At 50.4% G+C, this 18552-nt stretch carries 19 protein-coding genes; 12 read left to right on the plus strand and 7 right to left on the minus strand.

Annotated features, from left to right (window positions below):
- Positions 1-1066 precede the first annotated feature (1066 nt).
- From GE278_04250 to GE278_04275, 6 genes are all read left to right on the plus strand, one after another.
- Entirely contained in the window at positions 1067-1591 is a 525-nt protein-coding gene (locus GE278_04250; GenBank protein ID QLK60045.1) for a response regulator receiver protein, read from the plus strand.
- Between the two features lie 58 nt (positions 1592-1649).
- Positions 1650-2228, plus strand: a complete 579-nt coding sequence (locus GE278_04255) for a fimbrial protein (GenBank protein ID QLK60046.1) — start codon at positions 1650-1652, stop codon at positions 2226-2228.
- Between the two features lie 63 nt (positions 2229-2291).
- A complete protein-coding gene (locus GE278_04260) occupies positions 2292-2969 on the plus strand; it encodes a hypothetical protein (protein ID QLK60047.1) in 678 nt (225 codons plus the stop codon).
- Positions 2970-2977: 8 nt separating this feature from the next.
- The gene (locus GE278_04265; protein ID QLK60048.1) at positions 2978-5515 is read left to right on the plus strand and encodes a fimbrial biogenesis outer membrane usher protein; all 2538 of its coding nucleotides are present in this window, start codon (positions 2978-2980) and stop codon (positions 5513-5515) included.
- Complete coding sequence (locus tag GE278_04270; protein QLK60049.1) at positions 5505-7121, plus strand: fimbrial protein; 1617 nt, start codon at positions 5505-5507, stop codon at positions 7119-7121. Before GE278_04265 ends, GE278_04270 begins: the two co-directional genes overlap by 11 nt.
- 30 nt (positions 7122-7151) lie before the next feature.
- A complete protein-coding gene (locus GE278_04275; protein QLK63184.1) occupies positions 7152-7823 on the plus strand; it encodes a molecular chaperone in 672 nt (223 codons plus the stop codon).
- Positions 7824-8107: 284 nt separating this feature from the next.
- Here the strand turns inward: GE278_04275 and GE278_04280 are convergent, their stop codons facing one another.
- The 7 genes from GE278_04280 to GE278_04310 form a co-directional block, all read right to left on the minus strand.
- Positions 8108-8944 (minus strand): DUF4942 domain-containing protein, encoded by an 837-nt coding sequence (locus GE278_04280; GenBank protein QLK63185.1) that lies wholly within the window; start codon positions 8942-8944, stop codon positions 8108-8110.
- 104 nt (positions 8945-9048) lie between these two features.
- Positions 9049-9378 carry a hypothetical protein gene (locus tag GE278_04285; protein QLK63186.1) on the minus strand — a complete coding sequence of 110 codons (330 nt, stop codon included), beginning with the start codon at positions 9376-9378 and terminating at the stop codon, positions 9049-9051.
- Between the two features lie 66 nt (positions 9379-9444).
- Positions 9445-9846 (minus strand): hypothetical protein, encoded by a 402-nt coding sequence (locus tag GE278_04290; protein QLK60050.1) that lies wholly within the window; start codon positions 9844-9846, stop codon positions 9445-9447.
- A 75-nt stretch (positions 9847-9921) separates the two neighbouring features.
- The gene (locus GE278_04295) at positions 9922-10290 is read right to left on the minus strand and encodes a type IV toxin-antitoxin system YeeU family antitoxin (GenBank protein QLK60051.1); all 369 of its coding nucleotides are present in this window, start codon (positions 10288-10290) and stop codon (positions 9922-9924) included.
- 53 nt (positions 10291-10343) lie between these two features.
- Positions 10344-10553, minus strand: a complete 210-nt coding sequence (locus tag GE278_04300) for a hypothetical protein (GenBank protein QLK60052.1) — start codon at positions 10551-10553, stop codon at positions 10344-10346.
- A gap of 6 nt (positions 10554-10559) precedes the next feature.
- On the minus strand, positions 10560-11009 hold the full coding sequence (gene radC, locus GE278_04305; protein QLK60053.1) for a DNA repair protein RadC: 450 nt from the start codon (positions 11007-11009) through the stop codon (positions 10560-10562).
- A gap of 104 nt (positions 11010-11113) precedes the next feature.
- Positions 11114-11605, minus strand: coding sequence for an antirestriction protein (locus GE278_04310; protein QLK60054.1), 492 nt, complete (start codon positions 11603-11605; stop codon positions 11114-11116).
- Between GE278_04310 and GE278_04315 the strand changes: the two genes are divergently transcribed.
- The 6 genes from GE278_04315 (at position 11542) to GE278_04340 (ending at position 18552) form a co-directional block, all read left to right on the plus strand.
- The gene (locus GE278_04315; GenBank protein QLK60055.1) at positions 11542-11994 is read left to right on the plus strand and encodes a DUF2913 family protein; all 453 of its coding nucleotides are present in this window, start codon (positions 11542-11544) and stop codon (positions 11992-11994) included. The two genes, GE278_04310 and GE278_04315, sit on opposite strands and share 64 nt — an antisense overlap.
- A gap of 745 nt (positions 11995-12739) precedes the next feature.
- The gene (gene tssB / locus GE278_04320) at positions 12740-13231 is read left to right on the plus strand and encodes a type VI secretion system contractile sheath small subunit (protein ID QLK60056.1); all 492 of its coding nucleotides are present in this window, start codon (positions 12740-12742) and stop codon (positions 13229-13231) included.
- A 40-nt stretch (positions 13232-13271) separates the two neighbouring features.
- Positions 13272-14819: a type VI secretion system contractile sheath large subunit gene (gene tssC, locus GE278_04325; GenBank protein ID QLK60057.1), complete on the plus strand. Its 1548-nt coding sequence runs from the start codon at positions 13272-13274 to the stop codon at positions 14817-14819.
- A 17-nt stretch (positions 14820-14836) separates the two neighbouring features.
- Complete coding sequence (tssK, locus tag GE278_04330; protein QLK60058.1) at positions 14837-16174, plus strand: type VI secretion system baseplate subunit TssK; 1338 nt, start codon at positions 14837-14839, stop codon at positions 16172-16174.
- A complete protein-coding gene (locus GE278_04335; GenBank protein ID QLK60059.1) occupies positions 16171-16824 on the plus strand; it encodes a DotU family type IV/VI secretion system protein in 654 nt (217 codons plus the stop codon). The genes tssK and GE278_04335 overlap by 4 nt, the downstream gene beginning before the upstream one ends.
- 3 nt (positions 16825-16827) lie before the next feature.
- Positions 16828-18552 carry an OmpA family protein gene (locus GE278_04340; GenBank protein QLK60060.1) on the plus strand — a complete coding sequence of 575 codons (1725 nt, stop codon included), beginning with the start codon at positions 16828-16830 and terminating at the stop codon, positions 18550-18552.

Below are 18552 nucleotides of genomic sequence, written 5' to 3' on the forward strand. Positions count from 1 at the left end.
TGGTAAAGCCACATGCTTTACGCCATGCTCGCGTCGCTGCGGTAAAATCCGCAGCCGAACGCTAGAACTCAAATTCTACTGAAAAACGGTACAGTTTCGATTGTGCAGAACTATCAGCTCAGAACGGAGTTCTCAATGAACATGCCCCAGTCCCCCACTTTTTACCGTTCACAGCTTCTCCAGCGATCCTGACATCATGAGTACATCATTATGGATAATCACGATTGACATCAGGCTGATTTCAACTTTGCCAGCCATTCGGCACGGTGTCTTTAACTTTGCAACAACTGAGGGTTTCGTTACATGTAATCAAATTAGCGAGCTGGGAGATGTACAAATTACTTTAGACAAAACCCATATTCATATATACAGAAATGTAAAGGGTGTTGAATAAAGTACAAAAAACGCACATATACATCGCGCCTATTTTTCCGTCTAATTAGGAATAATAACGCATTACAACTCTATGGTGGCAGCCCTGAGCGGAGGTGGCAAAAATCTACCATACTTAAACCAGATCAATTTTAAGCATTTTACAAGCCACTGCAATAGTGATCGGAGTGCCTACTTTATTTACGTTTTAAGGCAAATAACCTTCGAAAGCAACATTCAAACCACATCACAGCAACGACAGTCAAACAAATGCAATAACAACAAATAAACAAATTTGTTTTGGCTGTTTATTATTTTAACATTTAGTGCTGTTTTTTTTTAACCAAATAAATGCAAAATATATAGAAAATTCCTAGTGCGATGATAGAAATTCTTAAGCTCTTTAATAAAGGGGGGGCGTTTTTAACGTAAGTGTTTGTAAAATTTACCAGTTATCTGATGTAATTAATAACGCACGGTAGGAATTTTATATCCAGGTGAAATTTACATTTGTTTAATATTATGTTGCCACATTTACTTTTTAATCCATAATATACCCACAACGCAATCACAGGATTTATTTAAGGGAATTAAAAAGTCTATGGCGTGGCGAAGATACGGGAAGATATGTTGTTTTAGCTGTCATTTTAAATGCGATCTTAACGCTCAGCCAACAATTAAAATGATTAATTGCGTGTCAAATAGATATTGTATATGGCCTGAAACTAACTCCTTTTTGAAGCTGGGGTTAGAGTTTTTTATAATAAATTCCCGCTATAATATTACGTATAATGATCTAGTATTTGTTGATTTTTCAAGCCATAACGCAAAATTATATTCTAATAATGAATGGCTTGCACATCTAACAAGAACAGGATTACGACTCGTTCTTATTCCTGATATGACAATGATCCCGTTAGCATTTTACTGGAAAAAAAATAGTACGAAGATAGTTTCCGTTATAAACCCAGAAGATACTGGGTTTGAGATCGAAAAAAAGATTTCTATCCCCTTCAGCAGGTATAGCGATCAATGCTTTTATCGCAATAGTCTTAATGAGATAGAGGTCAAAATGCTGGATCTCATGTTTTCAGACAAATCGATAAAACAAATCTCAGAAATTTTAGTTATTAGTTCAAAAAAAACTTATGAAATCAAACGTCGTTTACAACTGAAAATGGGAGGGAAGGGGAGTCTAAACACCATAATAGCCAGATAGTAATGGTTTTTATTAAATTTGAAGTACACATGGATATTAACTTTTTAGGAAAATGAAAATGAACAAGATCGTATTAGCAGGTATTGTGGCTGCAGCTCTGGCTTCCTCTAACGTAATGGCTGACGTTACTGCTTCCGCAACGGCAAAATGGGATGCTAGCGCGACTAAAGATACAACCAGCGCACTGGTTGTAACTCCGCTTAAATCGTTAAACTTTCAATACGCTGAAGGTATCAAGTCGTTTAACACCCAGACTGGCGCATTCGATATCACCATTGAAGGACAGTCTGGTGCAACCGACTTCATGCTGACCTCTCAGGTCATTAACAATACTCTGAGCCGTACTACTGATGCTTCAACCTTAGAAGTTGGTGTTAACTGGAATGGCGTGGCGCTGACCAAAACAACGCCGGTCACTATGATCGATACGACGAACAATGTCTCTGCGGGCCTCGACGCGCTGGCAGTGGCGACTGCTTATTCTGGCGCTAACCGCGTAAGCACCCAAGGTAACTTCGATTTCAACATTGCTTCTGCTACTTCTGACGGGACGACTATTTCAGATTTCAGCGATTTGACTGACGGTTACTGGAGCGGCGACGTGCGCGTTCAATTTACCGCTGTCTGGACTGTCTAATCTCCGCATACACCCTATATTCAGTATGAAAAAGGAGGCATAGCCTCCTTTTAAGGATTTTCCATGATATTTAAATCCCTGTTAATTTCGCTCCCCCTGCTGGCTTCATCACTTTCTGTTTATGCAGTAAACGTTGGCGAAGTGACATCTATGATGGCATCAGACGCCACTACCTTGGTAAAAGAAATTACTAATACCACGGACACCGCCCGCTATGTTAGCGTGAAGGTTGAACGACTTTCTTCACCAATGGCCGGTGGAGAGATTATTCCGATGGAGTCAAAATCGGAACTCCTGTCGACACCTGCGAGTTTAATTCTTCCCGGTAACGCAAAAGAAAACTTCCGTTTCTTTTACAAAGGCCCAAAAGATAATAAAGAGCGTTATTATCGACTTTCATGGACTGATGAGCCCGTGACCGAATTTAGTGCTGGTGAGAAGAAAAAACGAGGGGAAGCGACAACATCGGCAATTATTAGCACAATTCTGGTTGTTACACCGCGTAATGAGAAATTTGATTACATCCGCAATGGCGATACCGTAACCAATACGGGTAATGCCTCTTTCCGCATGATTTCTTACGGCCCATGTCGGGATAAAAGCAGAGATACTGGTCAAGGATGTCGTGAGCGATATTACATAATGCCGGGCATCAGCGTAAAAGTAAAACATACCGACCTGGCCAATAACAAAACTCGCATTGGCATCTGGCAGGGTGAGCAATATATAAATGTAAACTGAGAAATATTATGGATAATCTGGGGTATGTAAAAGGGACTCTTTTTGCTGGGTTATTATTAACGGTAAACCAAGCCTGGACAGCGTCCCCAACCACGCCGGTAAGAGTTAATAATTATGTTATTCCCGCTATCTTTGCCAATGCGTTATATCAGGGAATGACCGTGCCCGTTTTCATCCGCTATGCAGGCGTCAGTAATACAGAACGTAGCCAACAAAAAATTGCTGATGCGATTCTGACAATCAAAAACAATGAATTCCAATTAAATCAAGTCACATTAATCGAGCTTCAAGAAAAAACAGAGCTGTCCTCACAAGTAAAAACGCTGTTAGCGACGCTACAAAATAAAAGTATTGGTGACGGCAATAACATTTATTTAAATAAAGATGCATCGCTGTCTCTTGATACTCGCTCCTTTTATATTGAGCTAACTGTCAATCGTGAAGCGATGCAGGCAGCGATCATTCCACGCTCAAATATGCTGGGGGAGTCAACCTCTGAGCAGCTTTCCAGTGTGCTCAATTACTCTATAGGTAGCTACTACAACAAGTATGCGAATACCGATAATGCCAGCAGCTTTCTGACGCTTGATAACACCTGGTCACTGCGTGAACATCACCTGAATCTTAATGGTTCCGTGTACGGTATTGGTACTGCCGACCAGAAGGGTGAGCTTTATCGCACCATGTACGAGCGCGATTATCAGGGGCATCGCTTTGCTATGGGAATGGTTGATACCTGGAACCTGCAATCAATCGCTAGTATGAGCGCGCTGAACTCCAGCCGAATTTACGGTATGAGCTTCGGCAACAAAAGCAGTTCACAAATTGAAGATAATACGCTCTCACTGACGCCAATTACGGTCTTTCTGCCCGCTGCTGGTGAAGTACACGTTTACCGTAATGAGAAACTGCTTAGCATCCAGAACTTTTCGATGGGGAGCTATGAAATCGATACTTCAAAATTACCGTTTGGGATCTATGACGTTAGCGTGCGGGTGATAGTTAATGGCCGGGTGGTAAGCAATAGAACCGCAAACATTAATAAAACCTATGCCCGAAGCTCCAGCGTGACGGGTAATTTGTCATGGCAACTCTTCGGCGGAGCGCTTGACTATAACAAGATGGATTATCGCCAACACAACAACATTAACTACGGCAAAAAAGACACGTGGATAACGGGCGTTGCGGCGGCGACTAGCCAGCCGTGGTTGTCAGGCACCAATCTGAAAACAACTCTGTACGGCTTCGATAACAACGGTGTTAATGAAACTGAAGCCAACTTTATTTTTAGTAATTCCTTTAGTTTTAACCAGCAGGTACTGCTGGCAACAGACAGCAGCTGGCAGGGGATTTCTACCCTGAACCTCAACATTCCCGGCGGCTACGGCAATATTTGGGGGTCACGTCAGTATGGTCACATCGGAGATCGTCTTCCGGTACAACAAGCTGATTATTTCACCATTGGTGCAACCGCTAACTTACGTAAAATTGCCCCCTTCCTTGGTACGCTTACGGTCAGCAGAACGAATGATAAATATATCAACAACACGTACACCAACGTGGATTACGATCAATCGCTGTTCTCTAACCGCTATGCGTCTGTCTCTCTGCGGGCTGGTATCCAGAGCTATCAGTACGATAGCAACAGTAATGTACGAGACAAATATATCAATATCGATATTTCTATTCCGTTCTCCACCTGGCTAAGTACCGGAATATCAAGCCAGAATGGCAACATGCTGGCTAACGCTACCTTGCGTAAACGCTTCGAGGATAGGGCCATCACTCAGACGGGAGCTTCCGTCTCGAAACGTATTAAGCAAAATAATAATGATGATAATAGCTACACCTCTGACAACTATGCGGCCAACGGCTTTGCCAGCTATGACACCAAATATAATACTGGCACGGTATCGGTAAGCCGCTCTTCCGACCATAGTTCCAACGTCAGTCTGAGTTCTCAAGGCAGCATTGCCTGGTCGCAAAAGGATCTTTACCTCGGTAAAGGGGCGCAATCATCAGGCCTGGTGGTAAATACCAACTTCAGCGAAAAAGGCAAGATGCTTGCGCAGATCAACGGACAGAATTATGTGCTCAGCGGAAAGAGTAACTTCATTAACCTGCCGCCTTATGCTGAATATAACGTCGAGTTAATGAATGATAAGAACTCTGAAGATAGCGTTAATATTGTGAGCGGCAGGCGCAGCAAGGTTGTGCTTTACCCCGGAAATATTGGCGTTATAAACCCTGAGATAAAGCAACTTGTTACCGTTTTTGGGCGCGTGAAGAATAGCCAGGGCCGCTACTACGCCAACACAGATATTCATAACCACATAGGTAAGACGCGTACCGATAATAACGGTGAGTTTGCTATGGACGTCGATAAGCGTTATCCGGTTATTACGCTGCAGGATGCCAATGGCGGGGTTTGCGAGGCCGACCTTGATCTGGCACATGCCAGAGGGGCCGAGTGGATTGGCGAAGTGCTTTGCGAAACTCAACAACGAACAGCATCACGGACAGGAGTCGTCGACAATGTTTATTAAGCCGCATGCATTATTACTGTTGGTGTTGGGTGGAATATGGGTATCACCCGCTCTGGCGTTAACCCCGTCTAACGGCGGCAGCGGTAATAACACCTATTTGTTTATCGATAACGATGTCGATAAAGAATACTTTATTACTTCGGGTTCTCTGTCCCCTCGTTTCAGCGGCTCAAATATCTGGACAAAATACAAAACGAGACAGCGTAGCCTGGGATATATGGGGAACTCGGGCTGGAGCTATGGCAACCGCTATCACGACCTGTGGCTCACCAATTCGCCCATTTCCCGTCCTTTCCTGGGAATTCGCTGTATGACAACGGGGGCGACCTGCCCCGCATCTGGCTACATCACGCCAGACGTTATAGATAACGATGGTTATTATCATGCGATGGCCGGTAGTTCCGTAGAAAACGGCAGCTATGGTGCCGGAACGCTGAGCCCTGCAGCCTATGAGTATTTCCGCAGCCAGCCGGTAGGTTCCAGCGATGTATTTGATTTCAACCTCTGCTATATGAATTCAAATGTCGATTATGATTTTGCATCCGGTGAACGCTGTAAGGATCTCACCACAGGTGGTACCTGGCGTAACTACACGATGACGCTAAATAAAGTTGGACATCTAACGCTGAGAAATACCGGCTCGATGGCCGAAATATGGATCGCCAGCGACGGAACGCCAAGCGTTAGTATTGGTTCCGATTTGTGCCAGGTAAGCATTGCTGGCAGAGATACTGGTCTGGTGTGCAAAATGGTTGCCTATTCTTTGCAAGAAACGGAAAGGCTCACTGCGTCACTTGATTTCCAGATGGTTGTCGATACGGCTCTGTTAGGCTTCTCGCCTTCCGCTGCTGATGTGCGATTTAGCGGTGATGGCGCCACCTGGTATAACTATACGAGCTCCACAACATATAACAAAGTCTTCACCACAACCGGTGAATATGTATATGTTTTCCTATCCAATACTTTCTTTCAAAAAGTGCTGAAGGCCGGTAGCGATCTAACGAATAAAGATGCTCTGTTTACCTTTTACTTTGATAATTCAGTCACGCCGCAATCGGGCTATTATCAATTTACACCTTCAACGCTGATTAATATTACGCCAAAAGAGTACGGCATTAGTATTATCGCCAGCGACGGGAGTTCAAAACCAACGGCTTCCGGCAAAATTGACAGCAGCACACCTATCGAGTTCGAGTATAGGGTTACGGTTTCTGCTGCACGCATGGCCGACAGCATTACCGCTCAGGTGGTGGGAGATTCAACGACCATAAACGGTGTGCCGTATTGTTTGTTCAGTTCATCAGATGGGACGCTTAATGTCCCGATCCCTGCCTATCTTTCGTGGATAGCCGTTTCCGGGGCGGAACAAAAAGTGCGTAACAGCTGTAGCGAAGCACCTGTTGATATGACTCAGGCGAATTGGGTAGAAACCGCCTGGAACGCCAACGTTGATAGCGGATCATTCTTTGCCACGACGTTGAAACTCCTGTTCCCAATGGACGATGCTCGCTCTAAATTAACTGTCGATGGCCATGACTGGATGGGGAGCGTCAACGCCAGCGGAGAAGTCAAGGTGACGGCGACCTGGATAGGCGTAGACCGCTAAGGAGACATGATGAAAATGGTATCGACGATCATGGCGTGGGGTCTTACTATCTCGACCGGACTATTCACCCTCTCTGCGTGGGGGGGATATTTCAGTTCAATGATCTACGAAATGGATGCCAGGAAGGATTTCATTTCACGCCCCATCATCAATGACACTCTAAATAATAATCTTTATACCCTTTCAGCATGGAAAATTTCCCGGCCGGGAAATGGTAATGAAACACCGATAATAGGCGGAGACAGAGACTTAGTCTGGTCGCCGCTAAAATTTACTCTCCAGCCAGACGGGCGAGAGTATTTCAAACTCTACTACCGTGGGCCTAAAGATAACGTAGAGCGCTACTATCGAGTGATTTTTAAAGAAACACCGGTGGCGCTTTTCCCGTGGCGTTCGCAGCAAAAAGACCTGGATATCATCCCGGTGGTAGCTATGAGCACGGTTCTGGTTGTTCGCCCTCGGGAAACCCATCTTAAGTACAATATAGATGAAATGAAGGGGGTAATCCGTAATACGGGTAATACTTTCTTTAGGGTTATCCTACAAAATGGCTGTAACGGCGACGATGAAAGCTCAACACAGTTTTTTATGTTACCAGGGGAGACCTGGAGCGGGCCAAAAGCCCGGTTGAATAATAGAAAGTATATCGTTGCACTTGGCCGCTATCATCAACTGGGCGTAGGCTGCTTTGACCAACATTAGCGAGGTTGAATTTGCCCGTGCTTCACCAATGAACAGCGCTTGCGCTGGCCCCGAAGAGGGGAGTCTCAGGATGAGACGAATAATCGAACGGAGTTCGATGGAGAGTCCGTATCTTAGAAAGCAAAAAACCCGCCATAGGCGGGTTTCTTTAAATTTGGTGCCGGACTCGGAATCGATTTGTCAACCTAACCCATTGATTATTAATGGCCATATTTAATTTGATTTTTTTTGTGCCCTCATTTGTACCCTCGATCCGATTTGCTGTTGAAATAAGGGACGTAAACTCAGGAACGAGAAGGCAGCATGGAAGGATAATGTTTCGCCACGATGTCGTTCATCTTATCAACCAGGTCCGGTCTTTTAAAGGTGATATGCCCAGTACCTTTCTGAAAGTAACGAATACTAAAGTAGTCGTCCTCGTAGATATGTGATGCTTTCTGTAAACTGACATGATCCATCAACCGGGTAGTGACATCGCCCCGGTTGTCCGGGATGGGTTTTCCATCCAGTAAATGCAGCATTCTTTCCAGGTCAGCTAGTTGATCCCGCCGGCATCCCCCGCACATGCTGTAGCCCCAACGGTTGTAAACCACCAGGCTGTTGATAATAATCTTCTTTGTGAAGCTACAGGGACTATTGGTTTTAAAATCCCAGCTCAGCCCTTTAAAAATATTGATAATCCCTCGCTCAAATACCTCATCTTTGCTCTGATGCAACTGCTCAAAGGTACTGAGTATGTTGGCTTCACTGATGGCAGGGATTTCATCCCCTTCAAGATTTCTGTCCCACTGGTCACGGGCCTGCGCGTCCATGAGCGACAGCATTTCCGATTTCTTCATCAGGTCTCGCCATATACCGCGATCCATATTGCGGGCGATAACTTTCATCGCCGTTTCTGTTTTCTCCATCAGCCAGCAACCACAGCGAAAATCCTGCTTCATAGCCCAGTCCAGGGCGGTTTTTCCACCGATACTCCGGGTCAGCGTCGAGATATCGTCAAGCTGGTGGATCAGCGTTTCAATTTGCGTCAGCGCGGTATTACGTCCGGTGACAATGCGTTCAATGCTGGTGGAGCAAATCACGTCGGTGTGCTCGGTTAACACTTCGGGTTCTGCCTGCATATTTGTTTTCTCCATAAACGAAAATACCCGTCGGGCAAGGACGGGTGTTGTTGTGCTGTTGATAAGGTTTGAAGGATAAAATGGCGCGGTGTTGCAACCAAGGGCTACCAGTCAAAGGTCGCGAATGTCGGCAGCACGTCGCCCGCCGCATCCAGGTGAAGCAAGTCGATCCCGTGTAATTGCATGAGCATGACAATAAGTCGGCGACAGGGTTTTGACAGCCCCATGCGTTTCAGCTGCAGTACGGGATATTCCCAGGCGCTGAGCCTGAGCAGATACCCTGTGCCGGAAAAGTGGATCCACTCTGCGGCGCCGTACTCTTCCCGCTGATGCGAAGCATGAAATAGCAGGGTATTGTCGGCAAGGGTGATATGAGCGGTGCTGCATTGGATACCGGTAATGCGGACCGCCGGTGGTAGCGTACTTTCAACGATGATTTTCCGGGTTCATCAGCGATACGAAGCGTCCCGTGGTGATCGTTGACGGCATTCGCAGTGGCATTAACGGGGATTTTCATTTGTCCTGCCTTCGGTGGTCCTTTTGCCCTGGTTGAGGATGCTTACCTCTTTATATCCTTCTTGCGTCATCAGGCCGGTGGCCCGACGCGCCTGAAGAATGTTGACGTAGGAAATGAACGGCGGCTGCTCTGTGAAAGAAAAGCTGCTGCGGTCAATGCGCAGCAGGCCATATCGTTCAGCCACAAAGTTCACCGCATCTTTCAAAGCAATACCGGCATCGATATATTCCTCTATCACGGATTCATAGTGGAACGGCGTGTCGTTGAGTGTCAGGCCGTAATGGCGGTCGAACAGGTACGTCAGCAGCTGCTGCCAAATGGCCACGGGCGACGGGCATGACGATACGGGCACCGCTGACGGTGCCGCTGAGGTTGAAATTTTCATGGTGGTGATCTCGCTATGCGTGAGAAATAAAGGCAGGGAATGTGTTGAGGTAACTGCAAGATAAGTGGAGGAATTTCATGTTGCCGCAGACGGTATCGTATAAACGGACAGGTACACATACCCGTGCGATCCGAGGGTGTCAGCGTCGCAGGTCAGGCCATTATGATACAACGTAGCGCGTTGCTGATGGCGGGGATTAAGCTCACCGGAGACCAGCATCCGCTCCAGCTGTTTGAGTATCAGTGGAAATGCCTGGTCGAGCCGCAGGGCGTCGTCTGCGCTGAATTCACCGCAGAAGCCTGCCCGGCCAGCCAGGTAATGCAGACGGCTGCTTTCCTGCACCAGGCGGGCACCGAAGCACGGAGTTATATTGTTCCTCAGCCCCCAATGCGGACTCACAGGGACGACAGTCGGCTGGGTGACAGCGGGAAGTGGTAGAGTCATTTCAGGATTCCTTGAGGTTATGGGGAAGGGATCACACCATCAGGCTAATATCGCTATCCCCGATAGTCGGTAAAGCGTTCACAGTAAAGCGTGTCTTTGTCGGCGCTTATGGCACAGGGCCAGCGTTCTGTGCCGGTTAACCGGCTGCACAGCGATAACCGTCCCGGGTAATGGATGAGGTAATAACATTCGGTGCAAAGGTCGTCGTCAGCAAGAAGGCGGCCATAGGCTTTCTCACTGTCGGACAGGGTATCCGCCATCATTCGACCTTACAGCCAGCCGCGTTCTGCAAATGACACCGCCTGACCGTGGCCGACCACTATGTGGTCCAGCACCCGGATATCAACCAGCGACAGCGCCTCAGTGAGCCGCTTCGTGACCTTCCTGTCATCGTCGCTGGGCTCTGCCACGCCCGAGGGGTGGTTATGTGCCACCACGACGGCGGCCGCGTTATGCCCGAGCGCTGTTTTGATAATCTCCCTTGGGTAAACGGCGGTGGCGTTGATGGTGCCCATTGAGGTGGTCTCGCTGGTGATAAGGCGGTGCTGACTGTCCAGATACAGCACCATAAACACCTCACGTTCGAGCTGTTCCAACTGAAGCCGCAGGTAATGCATTGTTTCAATGGTAGAACTGAACCCCACTGATTTCTGTTTCATTTGCTTTTCGAGCAGGGTCAGCGCCATCTGGATAACGCGCTGTTGGGTTTGATATTGCATGTCTTATTCCTGTGATTGACAATTGTGGGTCAGGCTTTCGGTATGGCAGCCTGTGCGATGAGCCTTCAAGTCGTGGTTATTCAAGCCGATCCCTTTCGTTTACCTCAGTCAATCAGGGTAAAGATGGCCCGGCTTTCGGGATGGTGCAGGGCGTACTCCCGCAGCCGGTAGAAATGCGTGGTCATGTCGTCGTGCTCTGTGAGGCAGGCGTGGTGGCTGTATGTCATCAGGCAGGCGATAATGCCTGCGGCTTCACGACTGACCGTGGCCCCGTTGCCGTTAAGCTCGTTAAACAGTGCATAGTCCTGCTCCGTGCCTGGGACCCTAAACGCGCCGCCGTTGGGTAAGGTATAAAAATCCCAAAAGTCGCCGTGATAGTCCGCACACAGGCGGTCCAGCCAGGTGAAGGTTTTGGGTTCGAGCAGTATCCATCGGGGAACGGTGCCAAAGTGCTGCGGCCAGAAGTTCGGGCGCAGGTGGTCGGGCCATATCCCCGCTGGATGTCCATACGTTTTTACTGCGCTGGCTCGCCATGGCACAAAAGCAAAAGCGCTTCCCGCGTACCGTTGCACCCGATATTGCGGGGTTACTAGCATTGGGGCGCAACAAAGGCATCGCCGCCAGCTTACTTAACCGCCTGGAATATCTGTGGGGATCCTGTATCGCGCCGGTTCCCATACAGTCGGATCTCTACCGGCTGACATTCGCCATTGAGCAACTAAAATCTCAGGGCTGGGCCAATGCAGCGGTCAGTGATGATGACTGGGACCAGGACGCTCTGGCCGAAGAATACGACGACAGTGCAGCATTGCTGGTAAAAAAGTCGGCGCTGACGCGTGGGTTTTCAGATGATGGCAAACTTGTTGAGCTGGTTGAGTTTAGGGTGCTCGGGGATATGTCAGCATGTATGGAGGCTTTTCAGACCCATACCCTTCCGGCAGTCATTCTGGATCCGAACCGGATCACCTTACAGCCTGAGGAATAGAACAAAGGTTCCCAACCAGATAGCAAGCCCGATCATTTTCAGCACGCTTCATTCCACAACTGTTGGCACATTTCTCACATGAGGTCAGGTAATGGCTGTCGGTGCACTTCAGGCTTTCTGCGCCGTGTCTATGGGATTCATATCTCTCACTGCGGGAAGAGATATGAGTGAGCCACACCATCAACATTGTCCCTACCCCCGGCGAACATCAATAAGTCTCATCTAAGCAAAAAATATTGCTCCTGAGGCCGATCGCTATCTATCCGTTTGTCCAGTTACGGATGAGATCTCATTTTTAATAAAAAACTAAAAATAAAATCCCTCATGAGTTTTGTGGGTTTTCTGCGTAATTTTAAACCCTACGTCAAATTGATCATTTTCCTCGCACTCTTATTCCATATGGGTTGTAGGGGCTGTTGTAAGAAAAGTCTTATAAATCAAATTGATGATCTGATTTTGTTAAATAAACCACTTGTAGCATCATGTTACATAATTTAATTTCCCATCACGCCGCCAATATTTTTACACTCCTTTCAATTGGCACTTATCCGAAATTTTTCATTTCAGATTGAGGCTTATAAATACCGTGTCATGCTCGCCAGTAAATGGAATGTGCTCGCTTTTGACCCCGGTTTTCTTTACGTCGGAGGGCGTAAAAGGGAAGATTTTTTGGCAGGGTAAGCCTTTCTTAGTCATTTCTCGCTGGCATTGACCATTTCTATTACTCCATAGAACAGGGACAGCCATGTCTAACTCCTATCAGTCTGAGATCCCCAAAGCGCGCGTCAACATAAAATTGGATTTACACACGGGAGGAAGTCAAAAGAAAGTTGAATTACCCCTCAAGCTGGTCGTTGTGGGTGATTACAGTAATGGCGCTGAACAGCGCGCTGTTTCTGAGCGTGAAAAGGTCAACATTAATAAAAATAATTTCGACAGTGTGTTAGCTGACTTCTCTCCTTCTGTAAATCTTTGCGTTGAAAATACCCTGGCCGGTGACGGCAGCGAAGAAAACGTCAGCCTTTCCTTCGCTCAGATGAAAGACTTCGAGCCGGAACAGGTCGCCCGTCAAATCCCTCAGTTGAAAGCCATGCTTGCTATGCGCAACCTGCTGCGCGACCTGAAAGCCAACCTCCTGGACAACGCGACCTTCCGTAAAGAACTGGAAAAAATCCTGCTCGACCCCGCGCTCAGCGCGGAACTGCGCAGTGAGCTGTCTGCCCTGGCACCCAAATAAGCCTGATGGTTTTGATGTTTAACGGATTAACGAAGAGAAAATGCTGATGTCTGTGAAAAATGAAAATACTGCCGGCGGTGAAAGTATCGTGCTGGAGCGCCCGGTAGCGGGCGGCGTGTACGCGTCCCTGTTTGAAAAAATCAACCTGAACCCGGTATCAACACTGAGCGCGCTGGATATCTGGCAGGATAATCAGGCGATGTCGGATGCCACTGCCGATGAGCGTCTGACCGCCGGTATGCAGGTATTTTTAGAGTGCCTGAGTAAAGCGGGCTCAAAAATTGAAAAGCTGGACAAAAACCTGATTGACCACCACATCGCTCAGCTAGATTTTCAGATAAGCCGTCAGTTGGATGCAGTCATGCACCACGAGGCCTTCCAGTCGGTAGAATCCCTGTGGCGCGGGGTGAAGTCCCTGGTAGATAAAACCGACTTCCGTCAGAACGTTAAAATCGAGCTGCTTGACCTGTCGAAAGGCGATTTGCGTCAGGATTTCGAAGACGCGCCGGAGATTATTCAAAGCGGATTATACCAGCACACCTATACGGCAGAATACGATACTCCGGGCGGAGAGCCGATTGCGGCGCTGATTTCAGCCTACGAGTTTGATGCCTCTGCGCAGGACGTGGCGCTGCTGCGTAATATATCCAAAGTGTCCGCCGCCGCCCATATGCCGTTCATCGGTTCCGCGGGTCCGAAATTTTTCCTTAAGGATAAAATGGAAGAGGTCGCGGCTATTAAGGACATTGGCAACTACTTTGACCGTGCAGAATACATCAAGTGGAAGAGCTTCCGCGAAACGGATGATTCCCGCTATATCGGTCTGGTGATGCCGCGCGTGCTGGGCCGCCTGCCGTACGGTCCTGACACTGTACCGGTGCGCAGCTTCAACTACGTTGAGGAAGTCAAGGGCCCGGACCACGACAAATACCTGTGGACCAACGCGTCTTTTGCTTTTGCAGCCAACATGGTGCGCAGCTTTATCAACAACGGCTGGTGCGTACAAATCCGTGGCCCGCAGGCCGGTGGTGCAGTGAAGGATCTGCCAATCCACCTTTACGACCTGGGCACCGGCAACCAGGTGAAAATTCCGTCTGAGGTGATGATCCCGGAAACCCGAGAATTTGAATTTGCGAATCTGGGCTTTATTCCTCTAAGTTACTATAAAAACAGGGATTACTCCTGTTTCTTCAGCGCTAACTCCACCCAGAAACCGGCGTTGTATGACACTGCCGATGCCACGGCTAACAGCCGCATCAATTCGCGCCTGCCGTACATCTTCCTACTGTCGCGCATCGCGCATTATCTGAAGCTCATTCAGCGTGAAAACATCGGTACCACCAAAGATCGTCGCCTGTTGGAGCTGGAGCTCAACACATGGGTGCGTGGTCTGGTCACTGAAATGACCGATCCGGGCGACGACCTGCAGGCGTCTCACCCGCTGCGCGATGCGAAAGTGACCGTTGAAGACATTGAAGACAACCCGGGCTTCTTCCGCGTGAAACTCTACGCCGTGCCACATTTTCAGGTAGAAGGCATGGACGTGAATCTGTCACTGGTTTCCCAAATGCCAAAAGCCAAATCATAAGGCAGGGGTTATCAGGGATGAAAATTTATCGCCCGCTTTGGGAAGACGGGGCCGCACTGGCCCCGCAACAGTTTCAGCAACAGGCCAGCTGGAACGCGCATATTGCCGACACCGTCGCACGAATGGGGATTGCACATCCCTGGGGCGTGGTGGCGGCAGAGTTTGATGATGCAGCACTGGCGCTGTCGCGTCTGAATGCTATCCGGATGATCGTGCGTTTTCAGGACGGTACCGTGGTGGATTCGAGCCTTGCGGATAATCTTCCGCCGGTCTGTAACCTCTCATCAGCCGCTGGCAGCGATGCCGTTGACGTGGTGGTGGCGCTGCCGCTGATGAACGCGAATGGGGGCAATCTGGACAATGGTCTGGACAGCGACCGTCCGCGCCGTTGGAAAGCAGAACGTGTCGTTGTACAGGAGCTGGCAGGTCATGAAAGTGGCGAACTGGCGATCCTGCGTAACGCCATCACGTTGAGGCTATCGAGTCAGGAAAATACAGCGTATTTAACCTGCCCGGTTGCCCGCCTGGTGCGTAATGCTCAGGGGCTGTGGAGCCGCGACCCGGCATTCATTCCACCGCTCCTTTCTTTATCTGCCAGCCCGCGGCTGGTCGCTGAACTGGGCGATTTGCTGGTGCGCCTGCAGGCCCGCCGCCGCCGTCTGATGGCCATGCGCCGTGAGAGCAATGAGCGGATGGCCGATTTTGCGGTGGCCGACGTGTCGCTGTTCTGGCTGCTTAACGCCCTGAACAGCGCTGAACCGGTACTGGCGGAGCTGCTGCAGACGCCGTCGCGTCACCCGGAACTGTTATACCGGGAACTGACGCGTCTTGCCGGCAGCCTGCTGACGTTTTCGCTGGAACACGATGCCGGAGATGTTCCGGCGTACCAGCATGAGGCGCCCGAACAGGTGTTCCCGCCCCTGCTTACCCTGCTGGACAAACTGCTGGAAGCCAGCCTGCCGTCGCGGGTGGTCAGCATTGGGCTTGAACATCACGACCAAATCTGGAAAGGCTCCCTGCATGATGCGCGCCTGCGCGAAGGCGCGGATTTCTATCTCTCCGTGCGTTCGTCCATGCCAAATCACGAGCTGCAGGTCAAATTCCCGATGCTGTGTAAAGCCGGCAGTCTTGACGATGTCTCGGATGTGGTGAATGCGGCCCTGAGTGGCATGGTCATCACCCCGCTTACCCACGTTCCCGCCGCCATTCCGTTACGTCTGGAAAATCAGTACTTCTCGCTGGACCTGAATACACAAGCCGCGCGGGCGATGCTGGAAGCCGGGAGCTGTACCTTCTACACCCCGGGCTCTCTGGGGGATGTGAACCTCGAACTCTTTGCGGTGCTGCGGTCATGAATACATCCAGTCTGAGCCAAATTGAACGTATTTTCTATCCCGGCTGGTTGCTGGCCAGTCAGTTGCGCGGTGGGCAGGAAGTCCGCGAAGGTGAGAAGCTGTATCGCCGTGCCTGCCGTCTGGTGCAGGACGCACGCACTGCACTGACAGAGGCCGGATTCAGTGATATCAGCCGTGATCACATGGTGTATGCCCTGTGTGCGCTGCTCGATGAGAGCGTGCTTAACCGCGGGACCCCGGATGACGGCTATCTGGCCTGGCGTCGTGACCCTCTGCAGGCGCATTTCTTTAGCACGCTCAATGCCGGGGAAGAACTCTGGGAACGTATCCGCCACCTCCTCAAGGAAACCGCGCCGGACACGGCGGTGCTGACCTGCCTGTACCGCACGCTTCAGTTGGGCTTTGTCGGGCAGTACCGTGCTCAGGACGATGAACGCCGTGAAGATGTGGTCAGAGCGCTCGGCGAACGGGTACCACCCTTTACGCTGACACAGGATGCACCGATTGTGGTCCGGGCCTCCCGGCTGCGCAGCGGCCGCCGCGGATACTGGTTGTTCTGGGCCGTCGGGGCAGTGGTACTGGCTGCACTCTGGTTTTTCCTCTCGTCTTCTCTCACCGAACTGGTGAGCCAGACCGTCAGGCCGGGGTAAGCGATGCGCGATGTTTACCGGAGTCTGTTAACAACGCTGGGTGCCGTTCTGTCGTTGTGGCTAATCCTGGGGTTCTGGCCGCTGTCCGTAGGAAGCCGTGTTGCACTGGGTCTGCTGGTGATCCTGGTGTGCGCCGTCGTGCTCTGGCGTCAGTGGCAGGTATCTCAGGCACGCGCTGAAGCCGTCAGGGAAATGAGAGATGAAAACCTGCCTCCGGAAGATTTTCAGGGGGCCGTCATTCTGGCCTGTGGCGACAGTGCCGCGCTCTTTGCCCCCGGGACCTGTCACCGTGAAACGCGGCAGGGCTGGTACCTGTGGGTCCAGGATGCGTCGCAGCTCCCTTTGCTGGTACAGCACCTGAGCCAGGTACGCCCGGCGCTGGTTTCACAGGTCTCCGTATTGCTGGCAGTACTGCCTGAGCATCACACCTCTATTGATGATTTTACTCAGGCCCTGCGAGGCTGGCAACGTGCCGTGGTGCAGTGTCGCTCTGCCCTTGGCAGTATTCCCCCGCTGTGGACCGTTACCTGGGTATCGCCTCCGGCGGCGGCCTGTGCCGATGCGGTTTGGTTTACCACCACCTGTCGGCAGGAAGGTATCCGGGTCCATCAGCCCGGGCAGGGCAATCTGACGCTGGACGAATGGGCCCGTGAAAACGATACCGCAGGGCATCTTTCCCGCCTGAGCCAGGGACTGTGGCTGGACAGCCTGCTCTGCTGGCAGGCTTGTGCTGTCGACGGTCAGTTGTCTGCTCGCCAGGGTGAACTGCCCGCCATGAAGCTCTGTGCTCAAGGGGTGTGCATGGTGCCAGTGAAGGGGGTGAGCAACAATCTCTGGCAACAAAATATCGCCGCCGTGACGGCTCTGCCTCCCGATCGCACGGACTCAGAAGCGCTTTTGCCGCTGCCTGAACTGCTATTACCTGCGCTGCCGCGCCGTCGGGGCCTGAGTCGCCGGATGGTGTTCTGGCGTTATGCCGGCTTGCTGGGGGGAATTTTCCTTGCTCTGGCCATGCTGGCTTCCTGGGTGAATAACCAGCGTCTTATCCGCAATGTCGGCGATCATCTGGCCCAGTATCCCCCCCTTTCCGGTCAGCCGGTTGCGCCAAAACTGCGTGCACAGCAGCGTCTGCGCGCCGACGCAGCACTGCTGGATGGCTGGCAGCGCCGCGGCGAACCGTTGCGCTACAGGCTTGGGTTGTATCAGGGGCAGCGTCTGGTTCCGCCTGTTGAGGCCGCCATCAATGACTGGGCACCGCCTCCCCCCCCGCCACCGGTGATCAATAACATCATCCAGGGACCAAAGACCCTCCGCCTCGACAGCATGTCGTTGTTTGATTCCGGTAAATCGGCACTGAAAGCCGGCTCGACCAAAATGCTCATCAATTCGCTGGTCGGCATTAAAGCAAAGCCGGGCTGGCTGATTGTGGTCGCTGGCCACACCGATAACACCGGCAACCCCGGACTTAACCAGCGACTTTCCCGTGAGCGTGCCGAAGCGGTACGTGACTGGATGCGCGACACCGGGGATGTGCCGGACAGCTGTTTTGCAGTGCAGGGCTATGGCGAAAGCCGCCCGGTCGCAACCAATGACACCCCGGAGGGGCGAGCGCTTAACCGGCGTGTCGAAATCAGTCTGGTACCGCAGGCCGATGCCTGTCGGATACCCGATACAAAACCAGCGTCACCGGATGAACGTGACGTTTCAACGCAAAAAATGGAGAAATAA

This window comes from Enterobacteriaceae bacterium Kacie_13 (genome assembly GCA_013457415.1).
Lineage (GTDB): Bacteria > Pseudomonadota > Gammaproteobacteria > Enterobacterales > Enterobacteriaceae > Rahnella.